At 68.9% G+C, this 20,237-nt stretch carries 8 protein-coding genes and 1 pseudogene; 7 read left to right on the top strand and 2 right to left on the bottom strand.

The features are described from left to right. Nucleotides 1–75 precede the first annotated feature (75 nt). Entirely contained in the window at nt 76–11,526 is an 11,451-nt protein-coding gene (locus AMK25_RS31925; RefSeq protein WP_143194741.1) for a LamG-like jellyroll fold domain-containing protein, read from the top strand. Beyond that, entirely contained in the window at nt 11,526–11,933 is a 408-nt protein-coding gene (locus tag AMK25_RS31920; protein ID WP_073829346.1) for a hypothetical protein, read from the top strand. Before AMK25_RS31925 ends, AMK25_RS31920 begins: the two co-directional genes overlap by 1 nt. A 123-nt stretch (nt 11,934–12,056) precedes the next feature. Here the strand turns inward: AMK25_RS31920 and AMK25_RS15265 are convergent, their stop codons facing one another. Next, a complete protein-coding gene (locus AMK25_RS15265; protein ID WP_073829016.1) occupies nt 12,057–12,767 on the bottom strand; it encodes a hypothetical protein in 711 nt (236 codons plus the stop codon). Nucleotides 12,768–12,875: 108 nt separating this feature from the next. On the opposite strand from AMK25_RS15265, the pseudogene AMK25_RS33230 reads away from it, so the two are divergent. After that, nucleotides 12,876–13,061, top strand: a pseudogene (locus tag AMK25_RS33230) (NAD(P)-dependent oxidoreductase); the annotation flags it as partial. Between the two features lie 153 nt (nt 13,062–13,214). On the opposite strand, the gene AMK25_RS15260 reads toward AMK25_RS33230, so the two are convergent. Beyond that, the gene (locus tag AMK25_RS15260; protein WP_073829015.1) at nt 13,215–15,611 is read right to left on the bottom strand and encodes a M28 family peptidase; all 2,397 of its coding nucleotides are present in this window, start codon (nt 15,609–15,611) and stop codon (nt 13,215–13,217) included. A 368-nt stretch (nt 15,612–15,979) separates the two neighbouring features. Here AMK25_RS15260 and AMK25_RS15255 point away from each other — a divergent pair, with 368 nt between their 5' ends. Genes AMK25_RS15255 through AMK25_RS15240 form a run of 4 tightly spaced genes read left to right on the top strand, consistent with a single transcriptional unit; the run spans nt 15,980 to nt 20,130 of the window. Next, nucleotides 15,980–17,116 carry a PP2C family protein-serine/threonine phosphatase gene (locus AMK25_RS15255; RefSeq protein WP_241826366.1) on the top strand — a complete coding sequence of 379 codons (1,137 nt, stop codon included), beginning with the start codon at nt 15,980–15,982 and terminating at the stop codon, nt 17,114–17,116. Between the two features lie 20 nt (nt 17,117–17,136). Next, entirely contained in the window at nt 17,137–18,879 is a 1,743-nt protein-coding gene (locus AMK25_RS15250) for a sensor histidine kinase (RefSeq protein ID WP_073829345.1), read from the top strand. Further along, entirely contained in the window at nt 18,876–19,328 is a 453-nt protein-coding gene (locus AMK25_RS15245) for a response regulator (RefSeq protein WP_073829014.1), read from the top strand. The genes AMK25_RS15250 and AMK25_RS15245 overlap by 4 nt, the downstream gene beginning before the upstream one ends. After that, nucleotides 19,321–20,130 (top strand): inositol monophosphatase family protein, encoded by an 810-nt coding sequence (locus AMK25_RS15240; protein WP_073829013.1) that lies wholly within the window; start codon nt 19,321–19,323, stop codon nt 20,128–20,130. Before AMK25_RS15245 ends, AMK25_RS15240 begins: the two co-directional genes overlap by 8 nt. Nucleotides 20,131–20,237: the final 107 nt, after the last annotated feature.

Here is a 20,237-nt window from a genome sequence, read left to right as displayed (position 1 = left end):
TCGGCTCTGTTCGCCAAGCTCACCGTCCGCAGATGATTCCTCTTCGTCTATGTGATCTGACGGGGAGATCCAGCGATGTTGCGGAACGTGTTCATTGGTGTTCGGAAGAAGGTCCGTGGGAGACGTTCCGCGAGTTCCTGGGTCCGCCGTATCGGCGTCGCCCTCACCTTCACCCTCGCTCTCTCGGTGGCGGTGCCGCCAGGGGCGGTGCCTGCCGACGGCGCATTCCCGCTGTCGTGGCTCTGGTCCTGGCTGCCGCAGCGCGCGGCGTGGTCTGCGCCCGGGTTGGACGGACCGGCGCAGAAGTCGGCAGGCGGGGCAGCAGGGCGCGATCACTACGCATCGACCGCTGAGACCACTGCTGACGGCGGGGCCGGCGGTCCCGCCGGGCACAGTCCCGCCGCGAACAAGGTGGTCCAGGCGAAGGAACCCGGCGTCAAGCGGCAGACGACGCCGCCGATCGCCGACGGCAAGGGCTTCGACTCGGCCAAGAGCCGACGAATCGCGGACGAGGCCGAGGCGAACGCGGATCTCTATCAGAATCCGGACGGTTCGGTCACGCGCAAGCTGCACGAGTTACCGATCAACTACCGTGCCGACGACGGCGCGTGGCGCCCCATCGACCGCACGCTGGTCAGGTCCGGCACGAGACTGAAGCAGAAGGCCAGCCCTCTCGGCATCGACCTGGCCGCGCGTGCGGACGACCCGCGTCTGGTCACCTTCCGCTTCGCCGCCAACCGGTCTATCTCCTGGAGCCTGGAGGGTGCGGCAGCGGTCGCCCCGGTGACTGCGGATTCGGCTGCTCTCTACCGCTCGGTCCTGCCCGAGACGGACCTCCGGGTGACCACGGGACCCCGTGGGCTCAAGGAGGAGTTCGTGCTGCACTCCCCAACGGCAGCGAACTCCTGGGTCTTCCCGTTGACGATGAAGGGTCTCGACGCGACGGTCGAGCCGGACGGATCGATCGCGCTGCGGGAAGCCTCCGGCAAGACGATCGGCTCGATCCCGGTCGGTTCGATGCATGACTCCTTCATGCAGCCCGGCTCGGGGGAGTTCACCATCTCCCGAGCGATCTCGTACGAGTTGATCGACGTGGCCGGTGGCCGAGCGCTCCGGATGACGGCAAGCCGAGAGTGGCTGCAGGATCCGAACCGGGTATTCCCGGTGACTGTCGATCCGTCGGTCACGAGTGGGTACGACACCACCGCGGACACCTACATGCAGTACGGCGACGACGTCAATCACTCCGGAGAGGACAACCTCGCAGTCGGCACCTGGGACGGTGGCACCCATCGTTCCATCTCGCTGCTCGCGTTCCAGAACTTCGGCACGGCGTTCGACTACAAGAATCTGAGTTCGGTCCGACTCAAGCTCTACCTGACCTGGCAGTACAACTGCACCGCGCAAGAGTTCTCGGTGCAGACCCTGACCCAGCCGTGGAATGCCTCAACCGCCCGTTACGGCGGAATTCCCTATGCCGGTCCAGGGCTGGGGACCACGCTCGCCAAGCTGTCACCCAACTCGGCGCGGGCGTGCGGCAACAAGGGTGCCGACCGTTCGATCGGCGACTGGGTCACGGTGGATCTGCCGGTGTCGACGTTCCAGAGCTGGGCGAACGGCGGGGCCAACTACGGTCTCGCCCTGAACACCAATCAGACGAACAGCCCGCAGTTCAAGCGGTTCACCTCACGGGACGGACCCAACCCGGTATTCACGCCGTACCTCGAGTTGACCTACACCGACAACGTGGCGCCTCAGGTCAACTCGCAGTACCCGTCGCACGGGCATACGGTGAACACGCTCACGCCCGAGTTGATGGCCTACGCGGTCGACCCCGACGCCTTTCCCGCAGCGCTCAGCTTCAATTTCATGCTGTACGACCGCAGCGCCAGCAAGATCGCCGAATCCGGCTGGCAGCCGTACATGAGCTGGTTCGTGCCGTCCGGCAAGCTCAAGTGGAACGAGGGCTACACCTGGACGGTCATCGTCAAGGACGGCAATCTGGCGAGCACCTCCCAGAAGTTGCAGTCCTTCGCCACCGCGGTGCAACAACCATTGACTGCCGGCGGAGTCGGCCAGAACGGTGACCGAGGATTCGATCCCAGCACCGGGAATTACACGTTCGCCTCAACGGACGCCTCGGTGCCGACACCCGGGCCGCCCCTGACGATCGCACGGACCTACAACACCCTGTCGAAGCGCCCCGGATCCTTTGGTCAGGGATGGTCGAGCCTGCTCGATATGCGGATCGTCGATCCGTGGTCGTCCATCAAATCCCCACCGCCTCATCTGAACGTGACCTACCCGTCCGGCGAGGAGGTGGCCTTCGGCCGCAATGCGGACGGTTCCTTCGCGCCGCCCTCCGGCCGGTTCGCCAGCCTGTCGCAGCAGCCGGGCGGCGATTACGAGCTGGTGGACAAGGACGGCACCACCTACACCTTCCGGGGCGGCCTGACGGTGCCCGGGCAGTACGACCTCGTCGCGGTCACCGACAGCAACGGCCGTACGTTGCGGTTGAAGTGGACCTACGTGGACACGGAAGGCCGCCCGACCACGATCACCGGCGCCAACGGGCGGTCGCTGCATTTGAGGTGGTCAACGGCCAGAGGGGTGTACCGACTGCTGTCGGTCAGCACCGACCCGGTCGTACCCGGAGTGCCCGATACCGCTTCCACCTGGACCTACGAGTACACCGACACCCGGCTGACGAAGGTCTGTCCACCGACGTCGGTGGACAAGTGCACCACCTACACCTACACCGCGAGCACCCGCTATCCGGCCACGCTCGAGCGCGCCAACCCGCGTGCCTACTGGCGTCTCGGGGAAACCTCCGGTACGACCGCTGCCAACTCGGTGCTGGAGGCGGCCGGTGCCGAGAGCGGCACCTACAACTCGGTGACGTTGGGCCAGGCCGGCGCGCTGGCCGGGTCGACCGCTAAGGCACCCGGTTTCAACGGCACCTCCTCGCACGTCAGCCTGCCCGTGGCCGACATCGACCAGGCCGGCTACAAATCGGTAAGTCTCTGGTTCAAGATGAACGCCGGTTCCACGGCCGGTGGCACCCTGTTCGCCTATCAGACGAACCCAATCACCTCCGGGCCTACGGCTAACTTCACCCCGGCGCTCTACGTCGGAACGGACGGCAAGCTCCGTGGCGAGTTCTGGACGGGCGCCGTCGAACCGATCACCTCCTACTCCGCGGTCAATGACGGCCGGTGGCACAACGCGACGCTCGTGGGAGACAGGACGAGCCAAACCCTCTACCTCGACGGCTTCCCGGAGGGAACGCTCAACAAGCTGTTGGCAGCGCAGGCGAACCCCGCGAAGTACGTCTATGTCGGTGCCGGCGAGACGAACACCTGGCCGGCGCGTCCCACTAACAGCAAGGGCTTCTTCCCCGGCTCGATCGCCGAAGTGGCGCTCTTCGACCGCGCCCTGAGCAGGTTCGAAGTGAGCGAGCTGGAATCGACCAACATCGAAGCGGCCCCGATCAGCACTGTCGTCCGTGCCTCCGGCAACAGGCAGACGGAGGTGCGGTACGACGGTGACAGCGGACGGGTCAACCAGGTCACCGACGAACACGGCGGGGTGTGGAAGATCGGTGCCGGTACACCGGCCGGCTCCTTCCGGATCCACGCCGGCACCGTCCTCGGCGCCAACCCGGCCGACTACTGGCGGTTGGCCGAGAGCGGAACCACCGAGGCCGTCAACGAGGTCAACGGCGGCGTCGCCCGTTACAACTCAGTCACCCTCGGCACCCCCGGCGGGCCGTTCGACGACCCTTCCCGCGCCGACGACAACACCGCCGTGGCGGCGTTCAACGGAACCTCCTCGTATCTCCGGATGCCGGCGAACGACGTGCCTGGCGCCGGTCCGCACTCGATCGCCATGTGGTTCAGGACGCCGGCGGGTCACACCGGCGGCGGCGTCCTCTTCGGCTCGCAGGTGAGCCCGATCGACGACGGTGGCACACCGGCGAGTGGCTGGAGCCCCAACCTGTACGTCGGCACCGACGGCAAGCTTCGCGGCAAGTTCTGGAACGGGAACAACACCCCGATCACCTCCGCAGCGGCGGTGAACGACGGGAAGTGGCACCACGTCGTACTCGCCGCGTCGGACATCAGCCAGACTCTCTACCTCGACGGCATGGCGGCTGGGACCATCGCCGGCGGCCTGTCGTCGTACGGTGCGGTGAACGCTTATGTCGGTGCCGGGCGGGCAGTCGGATGGCCCGCGGCTCCCACCAACGCGAACGGCTACTACAAGGGCGAGATCGCCGAGGTCTCGTACTACCGCGGTCAGCTCACCGCAGCCGACGCCGGCACACAGTTCGCGGCCAGGTCGAACTCGTCAGGTGCCCTGACGAAGACCTACCGGGTGACTGATCCCAGTGACAAACAACTGACCTACGTGTACGACGTCGCCGATCGAAAGATCCAGGAGACGGACGCACTGGGCCGGACGACCCGTTTCGGGTATGACGCCGCGGGCTTCCTCCGTAGTACCACCGACCCGAACGGCAACGTGACCACCACCGAACACGATCCGCGTGGCAACGTCGTCGCGTCGACAACCTGTCAGGATCGCTCCGAAAACCGGTGCTCCACCGTCTACTACACGTATTCCGTCAACTCCACACCCCCGAGCATGTGGAAGGACGCCGGGCCGATCCTGTCGCCGGGAGACTTCGACGGCGACGGTGCCGCGGACGTCATCTATCGCAACAACAGCGACAAGAACATCTACCTGATGCGCGGCAACGGCCGAGGTGGCTGGCTGACCAGCGTTCCCGCCAAGCTCGGCGGGAACTGGGGCGGCCCCGATCAGATCATCGCTCCCGGCGACTTTGACGGCGACGGCAATCGCGACGTGATCTACCACATGGCCGGCGAGAACAACTTCCACCTGTGGCGCGGCAACGGCAAGGGCTGGTGGGCCTCCGACACCTACAAGCTGATTCCGTCGACCTTCGGGGCGACCGCACAGATGGTCTTCTCACCCGGTGACTTCGACGGTGATGGCAAACGGGACATCTTGTTCCGCAAGTCCACGGACAACAATCTCTACCTGGTGAAGGGCAACGGTGCCGGTGGTTGGTTGACGGGCACGCCGATCCAGGTGGGTACCGGCTGGGGATCGGCTCAAATGATCTTCTCGCCCGGTGACTTCGACGGGGACGGCAAGCCGGACGTGCTCTACCGCAAGTCGACCGACAACGGCCTCTACATTGTGAAGGGCAACGGTGCCGGTGGTTGGCTGACCGGCACGTCGGTACTGGTCAGCGCAGGCTGGACGGACGTCGACGCACTTGTCTCGTCGGGCGACTTCAACGGGGACGGCAAGGCGGACGTGCTTCGGCGCGGGAGCACGGACCGCGACATGTACCTCATGCGTGGCAACGGAAGCGGCGGCTGGGCTTCCGGGACGGCGGAGAAGCTCGGCGCGGGCGGCCCCGATCCGCGCAACGACGTGATGCTGACGATGCGCGACGGGCGATCCACGTCCGGCGTCTCCGACGACCGTTACCTCACCACCTTCGGCTACGACGGGCAGGGCAACCGGACGACGGTGCGGGATCCGCTCGGCCGCACCACGGTCACCTCCTACACCGACGGCTCGACGCCGGCAGAGGGCGGCGGAGTGGTGCCTGCCGGACTTCCTGCCACGATCACCTCGCCGGCCGGAGTCCGTCAGCAACTGTTCTACTTCCCCAACGGCGACCTCGCCCGGACGGTGGACGCGGTCGGCAAGGAAGTCCGCTACACGTATGACGGCATCGGCCGGATCACGGCCAAGAAGGAGATCACCGAATCCTTCCCGGCTGGTCTCGAGACCATCTACGAGTACGACCGGCTCGGCCGCGTCGTGACACAGACCGAACCGGCGACCACCAACCGGGTCACCGGTGCCGTGCACACGCCCGTCACCAGCACGGTCTACGACGACGACGGTTTCGTGCTCTCCGAGACCGTCACCGACACCACCGGAGGGGACGCCTCTCGGACCGAGTCGGCCACGTACAACGCGTTCGGGCAACAGGAGACAGCCACTGACGCCTCCGGGCGCACGACGCGGCTGGAGTACGACTCCTACGGCCGCACGATCAAGGAGATCGGCCCGGACGGCGGCGAGATCCTCACGACGTACGACCCGGCGGGGCAGCAACTGACCACCACGCTTCTCGGCTGGACCGGCGACCCCAACGAGCCCCGACCCGCCCAGGATCTCGTCCTCTCCTCGAAGGAATACGATCCGGCCGGGCGGCTCGCCACCGAGACCGACGCGATGGGCTGGGAGACGCGGTACACGTACACCGACAACGGCCTGACGGCGAGCATCACCCGAAAGGATCCGAGCACCGGCGCCACCTTCGTGGTGCAGAAGACGGAGTACGACGGTGCCGGCAATCCGATCACTGTGATCACGAACGGCGGGGCCTCGACCACCGTCAACACCGTCGACGCGGCGAACCGGGTCACTCGTACCGTTCTCGACCCGGACGGACTCAAGCGCTACACCAACTTCGAGTACTCCCTGGACGACCAGGTGGTGAGCGCAGTCCGTTGGGACCCGGAGGCCACCAGGGAGCGTCGCCAGATGTCGTACGACCCGATGGGTCGTCAGCTGAGCGACACGATCTACCTGGGCTCGAACTCGCCCGTCGGCCGATGGACCTTCGACGGCGACGCCGACGCCCGCCTGTCCGACTCCACGGGCAACAGCCCGCTCAGCCCCAATGGTCCAGTCGAGTGGGGCACCGATCGGGGCGGTCTGGTCGACCTTGCCGGCGCGACCACGTTGCGTGCCAAGTCCCCGGTGGTCGACCCGGCGCGCAGCTTCACCGTGGCGGCCTGGGTCCGGGCCTCTGACACTGTCGGAACGAAGACGGCGGTGTCCGGGCCGGGCCAGGCCGGCTCCGCTTTCGAACTGGGTCTCGACGGCGGCCGTTGGAAGTTCGCCGTGCGATCGGCCGACCGGAATGACGGCGAGGTCGTCACGGCGACAGCGGCCAGCACTCCGCAGGCCGACACATGGACCCATCTGGTCGGCACCTTCGACGCCGCGACGGGAACCATCCGCCTCTATGTCGGCGGCGTGCTGGCGGGCACGACCACCGGAGCGTCGTCCTTCAGCACTCGGCTGCCCCTGCGGATCGGTGCCGGCACGACGGCCGGCGGCCCCACCGGCTTCTGGGCTGGTCAGCTCGACGACGTGCAGCTCTACCAGCGGACGCTCCCCGATGCCGAGGTCGCGCAGGTGACCGCCGGTACGGCTCCGACCGCCACGATGTCAGTCGTACGCACGACCTACGACGTGGACAACGGCGGGCTGGTCCGCGCGACCACCGACCCCACCGGTGCCACCACCGACCACCAGTACGACGAAGCCGGCCGCCCGGCCGTGACGGTGGGGCCGGCGGTCAGTACCGAGACGGGTGGGAACCCGGCGGTGACGGCACGGCCGGTCTCCTACATCGGATACGACACCTTCGGTGAGGTGGCGGAGACCAAGGATGCGAACGGCAACGTCACTGTCAACGACTACGACGGCGCAGGACGGATTGTCGCCACCCACCTGCCCAGCTACACGCCACCGGGCTCAAGTACCGCTGTGCACCCTGTGACGAGCAACACCTACGACGAGTTGGGGCAGCTCAAGACTCAGACCGATACCCGGAACAAGACGACCAGTTACCAGTACGACCAGCTCGGCCAGGTCGCCATGGTGACCGCGCCCGACGGCGGGACGAGCCGTTTCACGTACAACCTGGCCGGTGACCGCCTCTCCACGACTGACCCGACCGGTGCGCGAAACGAGGCCACGTACGACTTCCTCGGTCGTACGGTCACCTCGACCGACATCGTTCGGCAGACCGGATCGAGCCACACCACCAGCTACGCCTACGGTGCCGGGGGCTGGCTGTCCTCGGTGACCTCCCCGGCGGGGGTGACAAGTACTACCACCTACAACGCTGCCGGAGAGTCGATCACCCAAACGGACGGCGCGGGCAAGGTGACGCGGTACGACTACGACTCACTCGGCCGATCGGTACGCACGACCCTTCCCGACGGAACGTACGACACCGTCGGATACGACATGGCGAGCCGGTCCGTGTCGGCCTCCTCCTACCGCGAGGACGGCACCCGCCTGAGGACCAGGTCATGGGCCTACGACCGGGCGGGACGCCCGGTCAGGTCTACCGATGCCCGCGAGAGCACCACCAGCTTCGCCTACGACGCCAGCGGCCGGTTGATCTCGCAGATGGAGCCCATTTCCGCCAGCGACTCCATCACCACGTCGTTCGGTTACGACCTCGCAGGAAACCGGACACGGCTGACCGACGGTCGCGGCAATCGGTTCATCACCACGTACAACACTTGGAACCTGCCGGAGTCTCGAATCGAGCCGGCCACCTCACGATTCCCGGACTTGGCGGATCGCACCTTCACCGTCGCCTATGAGCGGGGCGGGAAAGTCGCCGAGCAACGTGCGCCGGACGGCGTAACCATCTCGAATGGTTACGACGAGGTCGGCCGACTGATCACCCAGACAGGTGCCGGCGCGGAGGCGACGAGTCCGGATCGGTCATTCGGCTACGACCGGGCCGGACGGTTGACATCGGTGTCGGGCACCTCGGGAAGCAACACATTCACGTTCGATGACCGAGGCCTGCTGTCGTCCGCCGAAGGACCGTCCGGCGCGTCATCCTTCACTTGGTCGCCAGACCGCAAGCTGACCACCCGGACCGATGCCGCTGGCGTGACGACCTACGGCTACGACCCGGCGGGCCGGCCGGCGACGGTTTCAAACCCCACGGCGGGTGTCTCCCTGAGCTACACCTACAACTCGCTCTCCCAGGTGGCGACGATCGGGTACGGCGCCGGTGGCAACACCCGCTCGCTCGCCTACGACGATCTGCACCGGTTGACCGGGGACACTCTGAGCACGTCCGCCGGCGCCACCGTGGCCCGGATCGCGTACGGCTACGACGCGAACGACAACGAGACCTCGAAGACGACGACAGGATTCGGCGGCTCTACCACCAACACGTACACCTACGACCTGGCCAACCGCCTGACCGGCTGGGACAACGGCTCGACGCCTGTGGTCTACGCCTACGACAAGTCGGGTAACCGCGTGCAGGCGGGCACAGTCGTCTTCAACTACGACCAGCGCAACCAGTTGACCGGTTCCAGCACCGGTGCCACCTACCGGTTCACCCCCCGTGGCACGTTGGCCTCGGCCACCACGGCGAACGGTGAGACGATCACCTCCACCGACGCATTCGGCCAGGTGAGATCGCAGGGCCTGCTCGGTGGTGGTAGTGAGACCTACGACTACGACGGCCTGGGCCGGCTGATCCGCAGCGGCTTCCAGTACACGGGCACCGGGAACACGCTCGCAGCCGACGGTGCGGCCCTTTACGTCCGCAACATGAGCGACGAGTTGGTCGGCGTGCGAGCGGCGGCGCAGAACCGCTACGCATGGACGGATCTGCATCAGGACGTGGTCGGTCAGTTCGGCGGAGCGGCCACCGAGTTGGTCGGCTCCACGACCTACGATCCATTGGGCCAGCGGATCGGCGGCAATGGAATGCTGGGCAACCTCGGCTACCAGTCGGAGTGGACCAGCTCTTCCACCGGCCGGGTCAACATGTGGTCCCGGTGGTACAACCCGGAGACGGGGCAGTTCGACAGCCGGGACTCGGCCACATTGTCGCCCACGCCGACGTCCGTCACGGCCAACCGCTTCGTCTACGCGGACGACAATCCACTCACGGTCACCGACCCGACCGGTCACTGGCCAAGCTGGAGTAACACCTTCTCCTCGGTGAAGTCCGGTCTGAAGAACACCTGGAATTCCACCACTAGCGCGCTCTCGTCCGCTTGGAACTCCACCACCAGCGCTCTTTCGTCGGCCTGGAACGCAACTACCAACTGGGTCTCGACGCAGTGGGAGCGGACGAAGAGTTGGGCCTCGACGCAGTGGGAGCGGACGAAGAGTTGGGCCTCGAAGCAGTGGGAACGGACGAAGAGTTGGGCGGGCGAGACCTACCAGAAAGCCCGCGACAAGGTCAGCGAGGGCCGGAAATGGTTGGCCGACAAAGCGGCTGAGGCGAAACGCAAGGCCCAGCGACTGGCTGCGAACGTCAAGCAGGCCGGCAAGAACATGGTCACGAAGGTGATGAGCAACAAACTCGTCGCCAAGGCAGTGAACGGGATCGCCGACGCCTACAAGGCCACCGAGAAGTGGGTGCAGGAGCACAAGGCGGAAATCGCCGGGTTCATCGTGGGTGCAATGGTGGGCATCGGTTGTGGAGCACTCATCGGCTGGACCGGCGTCGGCGCTGTCGCCTGCGGCGCGCTCGCGGGTGCGGCGGGTTCCCTCGTCACCGGTTACATGAACGGCGAGCGAGGCATGGACCTCTTCAAGACCACCGCGTTGGGGGCTCTCGGAGGAGCGATCGGCGGCCTGGGCGGAATTGTCGGTGGCCGGCTGGCGTCCGCGGTCGGCGGCCGACTCAGCAATTTCGCCGGTTCGCTCGGCGGGCGTGTGCTGGGGGGCGCGCTCGGGGGTGGCACCGCGGACGGGCTGACCCAGCTGGCGACCACCGGTCGGATCAACACCACCCAATTGGCGCTCGCCACCGGTCTAGGTGCGGTGGCTGGTGGATTCAGCAAGGGCCGCGCGGGCTGTCACAGCTTCGATCCGAGCACCCGCGTCCTGATGGCCGACGGCAGCGTCCGCCCGATCAAGGACGTCAACGTCGGGGACGAGGTCAAGGCAACCGACCCGGTGACCGGCACGACGACCGCCAAGCCGGTCACCGCCCTGCACCTCAACCGTGACCGCGACTTGGCGGACGTGACGGTGTCGGTCCGGGCGGCAAAGGGCAAAGCGGCGACCAGTGTCACCGTGAAGACGACCCAGAACCATCCCTTCTGGGACAAGACCGCCCGCAAGTGGGTTACTGCCGGTGCGTTGGCCGTCGGTGCGACGCTGCTCTCTCTGGGCGCGAGTACCGCAGCCGTCGCCGACGTGCGAAACCACGTCGGCGTCCAGAACATGCTTGACCTCACCGTCGCGGACGTCCACACGTACTACGTGGTTGCAGGCGATACGCCGGTCCTCGTCCACAACTGCGGTGGCAGCACGAATAGTCACCTGTCGGACCTGCCGGTGCATCCCGACATCAACAAGTTCAACGTCCGGGCGGGCGAACTGGTCAACAACAGATTCGAAACGCACGCGCTCAACCCGCACCAGATGAATGGCGGCGAGATTGCCGGGCATGGTGGCGTCAGGAACCTCACGAACGACGAGCTGATTATGCCAGGTGGTCCGCAAGGGGATGACCCGATCAGGGGTGCCCGTGACTGGGGCCCGGGAGACTGCGGGTGTTACCCTGCGTCTCGTGTGTACATCACCGGCGGCCATCATCGAACGGCCGAGGTCGCGAGAAGGGTGAGAGCGGGGGAAATGTCGCCAGACACCTTGATCGAATTTGTGATTTCGCCTCCGTGATGACGTCGTTCAAGTATCTGGTCAGTGGCGAGCAGCGGTTCGTTGCCGTAGTTTTGGCTGGTGAAGACGCTGCTGCCACTCGACTGTGGGTCTGTTTGGCTCCGGAGGGCGTGACGGCCGGAAGTGGCTGGGTCGGCTGTTGGAGTAGTAGCTCGGGGCAGGTGGAAACGGCGCACTCCCTCGGCTGGCTGCTTGAAGCATTGAACGCGGGAGTGGCGCGTGTGGGGCGCGTGGGGCCTTTCGGCGCATTCCTTGATGATCACCTTTTCTTTGATGGGTGGGATGCTTGGGGAAGCGGAATCCCAGCACCGATAGCCGGCTTGGCGCCGGTCGATGTGATGGCGCGCGCGGAGAGTTGTCGGTCGAGCGAGGACCTCGTAGGTAAACTGTTCGGCCGCGAAGTCTGAACCGTCGGCTGACCGATAAAGCCGCCTCCGGGGCGGGCGTCCGATCGACCTTTGCCGATCGGACGGTATGCAAGCGGTCGAACGCGACGCCTTGGAGCAGATCGGCGTGTCCGCCCACCTCGGTCAGGCCGGGGTGAGCACCGTTATGGGGGAGCCGAAGGCGGGTGCCCCGGGGCCGTGCCCGGTGTGGATCAGGACCCGTTTGCCGAGCGGAGCGGCCAGGCGCACCACCACCTCGCGCACCTCGGCGTAGTCCAGTCGGATGCAGTCCCCGTCGTGGGCGACCTCCATCGGCGCGACGAGCACCGCCATGTCCGTCTCGAACACCTCGGCGTCGGGGTAGCCGGCATACTGCCGGGGCGTTCCGACGAACCGGTACGTCAGAGTGCGCCCATCGTTCGCGAGCACGGCCTCTTCGTGATGAAAAGCTCCCACGCCGGATGGCCGCCACGTCATCCGACGCTCGAAGCCCGGATCCATGGCGATGAACGGCCATCGCCGGTCGCCGGGGTGCATCATCCACGCCGGGAGTTCGCGTACGCCTCGATCGGTGGCGAACGGTCCGTCGGTTCGGATGATGTTCGCCAACGGTCTCTGCGCCCCGGTCTGCACGTCACGGCAGTAGTCGACGGCGGCCGGCACAATCTCCGGTGGTAACTCGGACTCCGGAACGCCAGGGGCGTCGAACAACGCCCGCCACTGCGTGTCCGCCATCAGCCGGTCGAGTGCCGTGACGCCCATCGCTGTCAGCACGATCGGGCGCGGCTCGTGGTGAACGGGAAAGCCGTCCCACATCGCCAGCACCTGCCGCACGTGCTCCACATCGGTCGGCACGTCGTCAGCCTAGCCACTTTCTTGTGGGTACTTGTCGCCGCGCGCGGCAGTGACGAACCTGGTTGTGGGCGGAGGCGGTCATCGCTGCTCGACATCGTCTGGACCGCGATGGCGGGTTCCGTGCACGCGCTGGCGGTGGCCAGGGCGAAGGGCGTCATGGCCCGGGAACTCGCGCCATTCGCCACGGGTAGCGCGGCGATCTGCCGCCCATCTTTGAGGAGGGCGCGGCGGAGGTAGAACGAGCACAACGCGGGAGGTTTCCCCGGCGACGGCAATCCGATCACATCCGCCGAGTCGTCCATGGCCCACATCGTCCAGACGTCCGAGGCGCACGGGATCAACGCCGGGGTGCTGGGCGGCGCTGACCCACAGCCACCTCGCCGAAGTGGCGGTATCCCGGCGTGGGGATACCGCCACTTCGGCGAGGTGGTGTCGATCAAGCGGCGGTCAGAGTGGGTACGTGCGCGCCACCGCCAGCATCTCCGAGCTGTGCGACCCGACCACTCCCACACCCTCCGGCCGGGGCCGGAACCCGGGCACCGCCGACAGCCCGTCACTGGCGTCCATCGCGCGCACCGAGACGGCACCGCCCCGGGGCACGAGCGTCAGCGTCACCTCGACACCCTCCGGCGGCGGGGCGTGGAACACGATCCCGAACCCCCACTTGCCGTCACCCGGCTCGACCGGCACGTCCCGCCCGGCCACCGAGGCGGACCGCACGGTGGCGGTGCTGGTGTCGACGTGCAGCGTGAGCAGGCGTACCTGCCGCTGCGGCACCACCCGCACCCGCAGCACGCGCTGGTCACGCGAGGGAGGGTCGGAGAAGGAGCGGCTGTCGGAGAGCAGCTCCACCTTCGGGGCGGGCAGGGGCGCCGCGGTGGCCGGTCCGCCGCGCAACTCGGTGGCGCCCAGCCCGGGGAAGTCGTCGGCGATCGAGACCGTGCCGTCGACGTAGCCGTCGGTCCAGGGCTGCGGCTTCTCCTCACGGGTGAGCCAGGCCGCCTTGCCGGTGCCCGCGTCCAGCGCGTACATCAGGTGGGTCGGCACGGGGTGCGCGGCGTCGAAGCGGTCCACCGCGAGGCCGACCCCGGCGAGCACCACCGCCGCCAGCGCGGCGGCCGCGGCGGGCAGCGCGCCGAGCCGGCGTGCGCGCAGCGCGAGCAGGCCGCGCTGGCCGCCGGCCCGGGGGTGCAGCAGGTCCACCACCGGGAGTACGGCGAGACCGAGCAGCACCGCGACGAGCGCGGCAACAGCGCCCATGCCCATGCCGAGCGCGGGGAACAGCAGCACCACCGGGGGCAGCAGGATCACCACTGCCACGGCGGCGGCGAGCGTCACCGCGACCACCGGCCACGGTCCGTCGCGCCGGGTGGCGAGCGCCACGAAACCGGCGAGCGCCCCGGCCAGCGCGGGCAGCGTCGTCAGGTACGCCCCGCCGGGCACCGCCACGGCCAGCAGCACGCCGAACACGGCGAGCCAGGCCAGCCCGCCGAACGCCAGCGCGGCCGGGCCGACCCGGCGGCGCAGCAGCGCGTACCAGCAGAACAGCACCGCGGCGGAGAGCGCCACAACGGCGAGCCGGTACCAGACCGGGCGGTACGGGTCGAGCAGTTCGGCGTAGCCGGGGCGGATCGTGGTGATCGCGGCCCAGAGCAGCCACGCGCCCAGCGGCGCCACGACGACCGGCAGCAGGGTCAGGCCGAAGCCGGCGGCGAGCGTGCCGGCGGTGGCCCGGCCCCGGCGGCGCAGGAGCCAGCCGAGCGCGCCGACGGCGAGCAGCGCGGCGACTGCGAGCGGCAGAGTCAGCCAGCCGGGGTAGCTCACCAGCGCGCCGAGCACGGGGAAGTAGGTGTCGTCGTGGCCCGCGTCCAGGTCGCCCAGGTCGGTACGGCCGAACTCGCGGGCCAGGCCGAGCGCGTTGTCGCCGTGCATCTGGAGGCTGCCCCGGTCCACCCGGGCCGGTACGTCGAGCGGGGTGTGGTAGATCGCGCCGCCGTCGATGTACGCCGAGTTCAGGCCCACGAACTTACGGTCGAGGAACGCGGTGAAGTCGGTGTCGTTCGGCAGCGCCCGGTAGATCTCCACCGCGAACGAGGTGCCCACCGGGTGCGGCGCGGCTTTGCCGAACACCTCCACCAGCTTGGCGTTGTTCCGGGACGTCTCGAACATGATCACCGGGCCGGTGGAGCCGCGCGCCTCCAGGTTGAGCACCACCCCGCCGTCGCGGGCGAGCGGGTGGTCGGCGGCGAACCCGGCGGCCCCGCACAGGCACGCCTCCTCCGCGTCGGTGAGCACGAAGACGATGTCGTTGCGGGGACGCGGGCCGGTGGTGAGCGCCCGGGCCACCTCCAGGATCGCGGCGGTGCCGGCGGCGTCGTCGTTGCCGCCCGGCCCGGTCTGCACCGAGTCGTAGTGGGAGACCAGGAACACCTTGCCGGTCGGGTCGGTGCCGGGCAGGCGGGCCACCACGTTGCGGACCCGGGCCAGCGTCGCCCCGCCGGCCGCGCCACTGAGCTGACCGGCCTCGGGCGCGACCGCGTCCTGCACCTCGGTCTGAAGGCCCAGCCCGCGCAGCGTCCCGACCAGGTGCTCGCGTACCCGGTCGTTGGCGGCGCTGCCAGCCACGTGCGGCTCGGCCGCGATCACCTCGACGTTCCGGTACGCCCGGGCGGCGCTGAACTCTCCGGCCGGCGCGTCCGCCGGGCGCGGCGCCGGGGTGGAGAGGCCGACCAGGACGCCCGCCCCGACGGCGAGCAGCGCGACAAGCGCGGCGACGGCGCTGGTCAGCCGGCGGCGGGGCTTGGTGAGCGCCCGGTCGGCGGGGCGGGTGGGGGGTGCGCCCACGGGGACTCCTCGGGGGTGGATCAACGGGGTGGGCATCATCCTGCACCCCCGAGGGCTGCGGTGGCACTCCCCGTCGGTGCGCCGCCGGTGCGACAACAGTTGCCGCGTAACATCGTCTGTCGACCGCGCCGCTATGGAAGTGGACCGGTCACACGCTCCGCCGCACCGGCAAGGTTCGCGTTGTGTGCGACTGTTGTCTGAGTCAGGATCAGCAGGGCATTCGGAAGGAGCCCGACATCACCAGCGAACTCCCGCGACTCGCGGCGGTTACCCGACCGCAGCGGGGTTCCGGCGCATCGGGCGCCGTCCACGTACCGTCGGCCGGGGCGGGGCTGCACGGCGGCGTACCGCCGGGCGAGCGGCTACGGGTGCTGCTGGTCGAGGACGACGAGGGCGACGCCTTCCTGGTCGGCGAGCTGCTCGCCGAGACCAACTCGATGATCGACCTGCTGGTGGCGACCAGTCTCAGCGAGGCCCGGCAGCGGGTGATGGGCGTGGACTGCGTCCTGCTCGACCTGGGCCTGCCCGACGCGCAGGGCCTGGACGGGCTGCGCCGGGTGCTGGAGATGGCCAGCGGCGCGGCGGTCTGCGTGCTGACCGGCCGCTCGGACGAACACCTGGGCATCGTCGCGGTCGCCGAAGGGGCGCAGGACTACCTGGTCAAGGGCCAGGTCGACGGGGTCCTGCTGACCCGGGCGCTGCGCTACGCGGTGGAGCGCAAGCGGGCCGACGAGAACGCCCGCCGGCTGCGCGAGGTGGAGCTGCGCCAGGCCGAGTCCGCCCGCCTGGAGCGTGGCCTGCTGCCGCAGCCGCTGATGACCACCGACGAAGTGTCGGTGCACACGTTCTACCGGCCCGGCCGGCACGCGGCGCTGATCGGCGGCGACTTCTACGACGTGGTGCAGACCCAGCCGGACCGGATCGACCTGATTGTCGGCGACGTCTGCGGGCACGGCGTGGACGAGGCGGCGCTCGGCGTCGAGCTGCGCGTGGCCTGGCGGGCGCTGGTGCTCGCCGGGGTGCCGGACGACGAGGTGCTGCCCGCGCTGGAGCAGGTGCTGATGAGCGAGCGCCGCCTCCAGGAGATCTTCGCGACGGTGGCCACCACCCGGCTCGACCTGGCGTCGGCGCGGGCCACCGTACGCCTCGCCGGTCACCCGCCGCCGCTGCTGCTCAGCGGCGGCACTGTCGCGCCGGTGCCGGCCAAGGGCGGGCTGCTGCTGGGCGTACGGCCGCGGCGCCCGGTCGCCTTCGACCTGGAGTTCGACACCGACGACTGGTCCCTGCTGATGTACACCGACGGCCTCATCGAGGGCCGGGTGAACGGCGGTGACGAACGGCTCGACGTGCCCGGTCTGACCGACCTGCTCGCCGACCCGGCCAACCGGGCGGTGCCGCTGTCCGAGCTGCCCGCCTGGCTGGTGGGGCGCGCCGAGCAGATAAACGGTGGCCCGCTGGCCGACGACGTGGCGATGTTGCTGGTGACCCGCGGTAGCGGTCGGTGAACGGTGACGGGGAGGAACCGGTGAAGGCGTACCAGCAGGGGTGGACCCTGCGGCGGCGGGTGGCCGCGCTGCTCGGCGTGGTCGTGGTGCTGCTGCTCGGGCTGGCCGGCGCGGAGGCGGCGGTCGCCGCGCAGAACCGCCAGAACATCGACGCGGTGCTGCTCAAGACCGGTCCGCTGCGGGTGCAGGCGCAGGAGTTGATGAGCGCGCTGCTCGACCAGGAGACCTCGGTGCGCGGGTACGCGGTGAACGGTGACCGCACCGACCTGGAGCCGTACCAGGAGGGCGTGAAGCGCGAGCAGAGCCTGGCCGCCTCGATCCGCGATCTCTCCGCCGACTACCCGGACGTGCGCCGGTCGCTGGACGTGGTGGAGCAGGAGACCGCGCAGTGGCGGAGCCAGGTGGCCGAGCCGGTGATCACCACGGTCGAGCGGGACGGACCCGCGGCCGGACAGGCGCTGATCACTGATGCGACCCGCCAGCAGTTCGACGGCATCCGTTCGTCGGTGAACACGCTCCAGGACGAGATCCTCACCGTCCGGGAGGAGACCGCGGAGCGGGTCAACGCGACGAGCAACACGCTGGTCGTGCTGCTGATCATCGCCGCGCTGGTGGTGACGACGGCCGGCGTGGTCATGCTGCTCTCGCTGGACCGGATCCTGATCCGCCCGCTGGCCGCCCTGGTCAGCCAGGTGCGCGAGGTGGCCGACGGCGACTACCGGCACCACATCGAGGGGTCCGGGCCGCCGGAGTTCCGCCGCCTCGCCGAGGACATCGACCAGATGCGGATGAAGATCGCCCGGGAGCTGGACGAGGTACGCGAGGCGCGGGAGCGCATCGAGTGGGTCAACAGTCAGTTGCAGAAGCAGGCCGAGGAGCTGACCCGCTCCAACCGTGACCTGGAGCAGTTCGCCTACGTCGCGTCGCACGACCTGCAGGAGCCGCTGCGCAAGGTGGCCAGCTTCTGCCAGCTCCTCCAGCGGCGCTACGCCGGGCAGCTCGACGAGCGGGCCGATCAGTACATCGCGTTCGCGGTGGACGGCGCGCAGCGCATGCAGCGGCTGATCAACGACCTGCTGGCGTTCTCCCGGATCGGGCGGTTGACCACCGGCTTCACCGAGGTCGACCTGAACAAGGTGATGGGCGACGTGGCGGGGCAGACCGAGGCGGCCGTGCAGTACGCCGACGCGGACCTGACCTGGGGCGAGATGCCGACCATCCGCGGCGAGGAGCCGCTGCTGACCAACCTGCTCGTCAACCTGGTCAGCAACTCGGTGAAGTTCCGCCGCCCCGACGTGCCGCCGAAGGTGCACGTGTCGGCGCGGCTGGTGGACGGCGAGTGGGAGATCAGCTGCCAGGACAACGGCATCGGGATCGAGCCGGAGTTCGCCGACAAGATCTTCGTGATCTTCCAGCGGCTGCACTCGAAGGACGCGTACCCGGGCACCGGCATCGGGCTGGCCATCGTCAAGAAGATCGTGGAGTATCACGGCGGCCGGGTCTGGGTGGACACCGACGCCGGCGAGGGCACCACGATCCGGTTCACGCTGCCCGCGCTGGAGGCCGACATCGAGGCCGCCCGGGCGGCGGAGGCGGCGGCGGACGAGGACGCGCAGGACGCCGCGGAGCCGGCCGAGGCGCCGGCCGCCGAGGATGACCCGGCGGCCGTCGGGCGGCAGCCGGACGGCGAGGCACGCGAAGAGCCGCCCGCGGAGGCGGACCGACACGGTACAAACGGTGGCATGAAGGAGACGGTGGGATGACCGCGCCCGCGGACGGCAAGAGCCCGATCGAGGTCCTGCTCGTCGAGGACGATCCGGGCGACGTGCTGATGACCCAGGAGGCGTTCGAGGAGCACAAGCTCCGCAACCGTCTCACCGTCGTCTCCGATGGCGCCGAGGCGCTCGCGTACCTGCGCCGCGAGGGCCAGTACGCGGACGCGGTGACGCCCGACCTGATCCTGCTCGACCTGAACCTGCCCCGGCGCGACGGCCGGGAGGTGCTGGAGGAGATCAAGAAGGACGGGGACCTGCGCCGGATCCCGGTCGTGGTGCTCACCACCTCGCAGGCCGACGAGGACATCCTGCGCAGCTACCAGCTGCACGCCAACGCCTACGTGACCAAGCCGGTGGACTTCGAGCGCTTCATCTCGGTGGTCCGCCAGATCGACGAGTTCTTCGTCAGCGTGGTCAAGCTGCCTCCGCGTGGCTGACCCGCTGCTGGACGATGTCGGCACGCTGCTGAAAGAGGCGGCGGCCAAGGTCGTCGTGCCGTTGTTCCGCCGGCTCGACGCGTCCGACATCTCCGAGAAGGCGCCCGGCGAGGTGGTCACCGTCGCCGACCGCGAGGCCGAGGCGCTCATCTCCGAGGGTCTGCGTCAGTTGCTTCCCGGCTCGGTGGTGGTCGGCGAGGAGGCGGTCGCCGAGGACCCGGACCTGCTGCGGCACCTGCGCGGCAGCGGTGACGTCTGGCTCGTCGACCCGGTCGACGGCACCTCCAACTTCGCCGCCGGGCGGCGGCCGTTCGCGCTGATGGCGGCGCTGCTCACCGACGGCGCACCGGTCGCCTCCTGGGTGTACGACCCGCTGGACGGCACGATGGCGGCGGGCCGGCTCGGCGCGGGCACCCGGCTGGACGGGGCGACGCTGCGGACGCCGCAGGCGGAGCCCCGGGTGGGCGCGTTGCGCGGCACCGCGGCGACGAAGTTCCTGCCGCCGGACTTCCGCCGCCGCGTGGAGGAGGGCGGGCGCCGGATCGGTGAGCTGCTGCCCGGCCAGCACTGCGCCGGCCGGGAATACCTGGACATACTCACCGGCGCGCAGCAGTTCGTGTTGTTCTGGCGCACCCTGCCGTGGGACCACACCCCCGGCGCGCTGCTGGTGCGGGAGGCCGGCGGCGTGGCCCGCCGGTTCGACGGCGCCGACTACCACCCGGCCGACGAAGGCAAGGGACTGCTCGTGGCGGCGAGTCCGGAGGTCTGGGACGAGGTGAGCGCCGCCCTGCTGGGCGGTTGAGCGGCGCTGCGCGACGGCCGCAGCACGCTGCGTCGACGTCAGCCGCCGTTCGCGGTCGCCGGCCTGGCGAGTCGCGCGTGTTCCGGTATCGTGACCGGCGGTCTCCG

Source organism: Micromonospora sp. TSRI0369 (assembly GCF_001905625.1).
Classification (GTDB): Bacteria; Actinomycetota; Actinomycetes; order Mycobacteriales; family Micromonosporaceae; genus Micromonospora; species Micromonospora echinospora_A.
This window is presented reverse-complemented; position numbering and strand designations above follow the sequence as displayed.